The sequence below is a fragment of the Parabacteroides sp. D25 genome (assembly GCF_000307475.1).
Taxonomy (GTDB): Bacteria; Bacteroidota; Bacteroidia; order Bacteroidales; family Tannerellaceae; genus Parabacteroides; species Parabacteroides distasonis.
Map to the genome: position 1 here is coordinate 76391 of NZ_JH976504.1, position 4567 is coordinate 80957.

Annotated in this window: 3 protein-coding genes; 2 read left to right on the forward strand and 1 reads right to left on the reverse strand. The window is 42.3% G+C overall.

The genetic code is table 11. The annotated features are described in order from the left end of the window. A partial coding sequence (locus HMPREF0999_RS13040; protein WP_009276117.1) for an IS1380-like element ISBvu1 family transposase occupies positions 1 to 1102 on the reverse strand: 1102 nt, incomplete at its 3' end. Between the two features lie 267 nt (positions 1103 to 1369). On the opposite strand from HMPREF0999_RS13040, the gene HMPREF0999_RS13045 reads away from it, so the two are divergent. Beyond that, the gene (locus tag HMPREF0999_RS13045; protein WP_005640468.1) at positions 1370 to 2737 is read left to right on the forward strand and encodes a hypothetical protein; all 1368 of its coding nucleotides are present in this window, start codon (positions 1370 to 1372) and stop codon (positions 2735 to 2737) included. A 721-nt stretch (positions 2738 to 3458) separates the two neighbouring features. Beyond that, on the forward strand, positions 3459 to 4567 hold a 1109-nt coding region (locus HMPREF0999_RS13050), incomplete at its 3' end, for an IS1380-like element ISBvu1 family transposase (RefSeq protein WP_009276118.1).

The window sequence follows — 4567 nt, forward strand, 5'->3', positions numbered from 1 at the left end:
AGAAGTTCCTTATCAATGCAGTCATCAGCAGGTATACTGCATTTTCTGCCATGAATGACTTTGGCAAATGTTTCCATCCAAACCCGTTGTTCATGTCATCGAGGATTCTTTCCTTCCCACCGCACAGGTTATAGAACTCTACGACATCCCTTATGTCGGATTCGAAATCATTGGTAAGGATACACCGGTAGGTATATTCTCCTTCCCATAGCTCCCGTATGTCATCTGTTCTTCTTTGTCTTTGGATGACAAGACGGTATGGTTTCCCCTTCCACTTTTCTACGACAATCGAATTCAGCTCGAACCTGATTCCGTTGATCTCCTCAGCCTTCCATCCCCTGAGGGCGAACATGTCATCGTAAAAAGCGGAGCATCTGTTGGCTCTGATATAGAAGTACTTGCAATGGGCCTTGACGGTATCTACAATCTCTTCGGAGCACGACCCACAATCCATACGAGCTCTATTTATATGAATGCCGTTACATTCCAGCCTGGTGAAGATTCTTTCCAATGTACACTGCTGGCAGAACCGGACATTCGTGTTGCCATCCCGATTTTCAATGCCGACAATATGGTCACCTATAACGGCCACTCCCGGGCTGTATCCTGTGAACTTCTTGTATGTACGTTTGGCATCATACTTCTCCGTTTCAATGAACTGGTGGTCAAAATCCAGATCGTAACCCTGCTCCTGACATAATTCTCCGGTAGCAATGAGAGACTTGACCAACAATTCGGTCATTGTGTCAGCTGTATTGAAGTCATATGATTTACCTGAGTCTGGAGATGAATACGTTATGTTGTCTGTAGTCAGTTCTTTTATGGCGCGAAGAATCGTGTCTGCGCTGCAGGTTTTAAGTTTGGGATGCAGGGAAAGATGGGGCATGAGATGAGTGGATATGTCTTCAATGCACGAGCCGCCACAGAAGAATACGCACATGAGAGAACGGATGATTTCACTGTATTGGTAACCATAGGTTCTGCTACGCAGTCCTAATGTGGAGTCGATTACGTCCGATAAAAGAGCATCAAATTGCTCCATGATTGAAAATATTCCGCCAAAAGGTGTGATTGAATCGAATTTTATTTGTACTTTAGCCATGTCTGCTGAAGATTGGTTTGATTTTTATTGCAACACGAAGTTAAGTGAATCTTCTGACATGACAAAGCACTGGGTAATACATTACTACTCAGTGCTTTAAATTATTCTTGTACAAAAGTGTTGCGGAAATTAGGTATATCAACAATTGAGGAAGCGTTATGCTTGTTTTGTTGTGACTCCACTCAAAATGCGGTGTTCCGGTTTCACGCTTCCATGTATTATCAGGTTCTTCCAAGAAACCTGGAAGGCGTAAAATAATCCACATTTATGAAGCAGTATTGGTCTTTTTTCAAATCGGGCAAGTTTGCTTTTCTTGCCTTGTTCTTCGTATCACTTACGGTAATATCTTGTGACAACGATGACGATAACAATGTTTCTCCCGATCCGCCTATTGAGAAAGGCGAAATTGAGCTTGCAGAAAATGCCCAAGCTCTCAACTATTTTGATTTTATCAATCCGAACGATGTGGAGATCTTAAATGCTGACACAACACAGATTCGTGTGAGCCAGGCATACCTGGATAAGATAAAGACAAAGGTAAACAAGAACGATGTGTTGTCTATATGGCGCAGCATTGACACGCCACCTTTCATTCGGAAGGTATCAAATGTATCGGCAAACGGAAAGGATGCTATTCTGACGACAACCCAAGGTACATTGGCAGACCTGATAGAGCATGGCGACTTCAAGCTGAGCACGGAATTGTATGTTAACTACGGCGAGAAAGGCTTGAAGAACCGTTATTCCAAAGACGGCGTTTATCATCCCAGCGTGGTTATCTTCAGCGGTACAGAAGACAATGGCAAAAAGTATGCAACAGCCGAAGAGCTGCTGGCCCAAGAAGCTACATGGCATATTTTCAACAAGGATGGAATAACCAATTATTCATACGAAGAAAAAGGCTTACGCATTGGACTGAAGGATGTACAGACCCACACAGCATTAGACCTTGAAATCGGCATCAACATTTCCTGGTTCAAATTACGTAACTTTGATTGCTACTTCACAGGTGAGTACAAACTGGATGGTCCTCTGTTCGTTGAATGGGATGTGAAGGATAAATCAAGCGGCGGTGAAGTCCCATTAGTCTATTATCCTCCTATTGTAGTTGTATTCCCGATAGCAGGTCCCATTCACATTTCGGTCATGGTTATACCCACTTTAACTATGGACTGTAATGCACATGCAAAAGGCACGATAGGCATAACTCTGCCCATGACTTTTGATTCTTCCTTTAAGCTGGGTCCTTCCTATGCAAGAGACAGAGGCTGGGTCTTTTATAAAGAATACAACCATTCGTTTAACTGCTATGTAGATCGAACCAACATCACTTACTCTGGTGAAGTGGCTGCAAGCCTGGGTGTATATTTCAAGACGGAAGTCAATATAGCCTATTGCGGAGGTCCTTTCGTTAAAGTAGGTCCTTCTGTTTCAACAGATCTGTCTGCAAGTGTAGTAACGGGTTCCGACTATCAGTTCAAGGTCAACACCAGCGGCAAGTTTAAGCTGGCCGGTAAGACAGGAGCCGAATTGCATATAGTGGGATATTCGTTAGGCAAGTGGGAAACGGAATATGTTTTAGCGGAGAAAGATGCCTGGAATAAAGAATTTATAGTAGATATGTGGCCTAAGTAGGGCTTTTAGCGGATAAACCTCAATCAGTCATTAGAACGAGAAAAGTAAAGCGACTGACTATTTTTATTCGTTCTAACGACCGAATTGGGTTAAAAGAGACAAAATGGGCGAGGAAGACCACTGAGCTTTCAGCCTATTTTGTGACTTTCACTTATAGTCTAAAACGATATAGCATTAATGAATTGTCTTCCTCGTCCATATTGGGTATGATATACGAATAATAATAGGGTGCCATATATCCCATTACTCTAAAATTCGTAGGAACGGATACATCTGCAATGAGCTTACCTTCTTTATAAATTTGCAGCCCATCTTTTTCTATATCCTTCTTTTTATACGATCTGAATAAAGATTGATTGCTGATTACGTGTGTTGAAAATAGTTTAGGATATCTTTTGTCCGCCTGACTACTCTAATGCTATCCACTTTCTATCCACCCTTATTTTTGTGACAGACTGTTGGCTGGATGCTCGTGGAAAATCGTTACTTTTGCAGCCGTTTTCAGGCAGGATAGGTTCATGTAATTGGGATAAAGTGGCATTAGCCGTAGGAATTCCTGCATCAGAAAGTGATTATTATCAACATAAACCTAATTTCCGCAACACTTTTGTATAAGAATAATTTAAAGCAGTGAGTAGTAATATATTACTCAGTGCTTTGTCATGTTCGAAGATTTACTTAACTTCGTGTTGCGTAAAAATCAAACCAATCTTCAGCAGACATGGCTAAAGTACAAATAAAATTCGATTCAATCACACCTTTTGGCGGAATATTTTCAATCATGGAGCAATTTGATGCTCTTTTATCGGACGTAATCGACTCCACATTAGGACTGCGTAGCAGAACCTATGGTTACCAATACAGTGAAATCATCCGTTCTCTCATGTGCGTATTCTTCTGTGGCGGCTCGTGCATTGAAGACATATCCACTCATCTCATGCCCCATCTTTCCCTGCATCCCAAACTTAAAACCTGCAGCGCAGACACGATTCTTCGCGCCATAAAAGAACTGACTACAGACAACATAACGTATTCATCTCCAGACTCAGGTAAATCATATGACTTCAATACAGCTGACACAATGAACGAATTGTTGGTCAAGTCTCTCATTGCTACCGGAGAATTATGTCAGGAGCAGGGTTACGATCTGGATTTTGACCACCAGTTCATTGAAACGGAGAAGTATGATGCCAAACGTACATACAAGAAGTTCACAGGATACAGCCCGGGAGTGGCCGTTATAGGTGACCATATTGTCGGCATTGAAAATCGGGATGGCAACACGAATGTCCGGTTCTGTCAGCAGTGTACATTGGAAAGAATCTTCACCAGGCTGGAATGGAACGGCATTCATATAAATAGAGCCCGTATGGATTGTGGGTCGTGCTCCGAAGAGATTGTAGATACCGTCAAGGCCCATTGCAAGTACTTCTATATCAGAGCCAACAGATGCTCCGCTTTTTATGAAGACATGTTCGCTCTCAGGGGATGGAAAGCTGAGGAAATCAACGGGATCAGGTTTGAGTTGAACTCGATTGTCGTAGAAAAATGGAAGGGGAAACCATACCGTCTTGTCATCCAAAGACAAAGAAGAGCAGATGACATACGGGAGCTATGGGAAGGAGAATATACCTACCGGTGTATCCTTACCAATGATTTCGAATCCGATATAAGGGATGTCGTAGAGTTCTATAACCTGCGCGGTGGGAAGGAAAGAATCCTCGATGACATGAACAACGGGTTTGGATGGAAACATTTGCCAAAGTCATTCATGGCAGAAAATGCAGTATACCTGCTGATGACTGCATTGATAAGGAACTTCTACAAAAC

Excerpts from the sequence above, each read along its gene's own strand:
- HMPREF0999_RS13045 (WP_005640468.1), top strand. The coding sequence starts at position 1,370 with ATGAAGCAGTATTGGTCTTTTTTCAAATCGGGCAAGTTTGCTTTTCTT.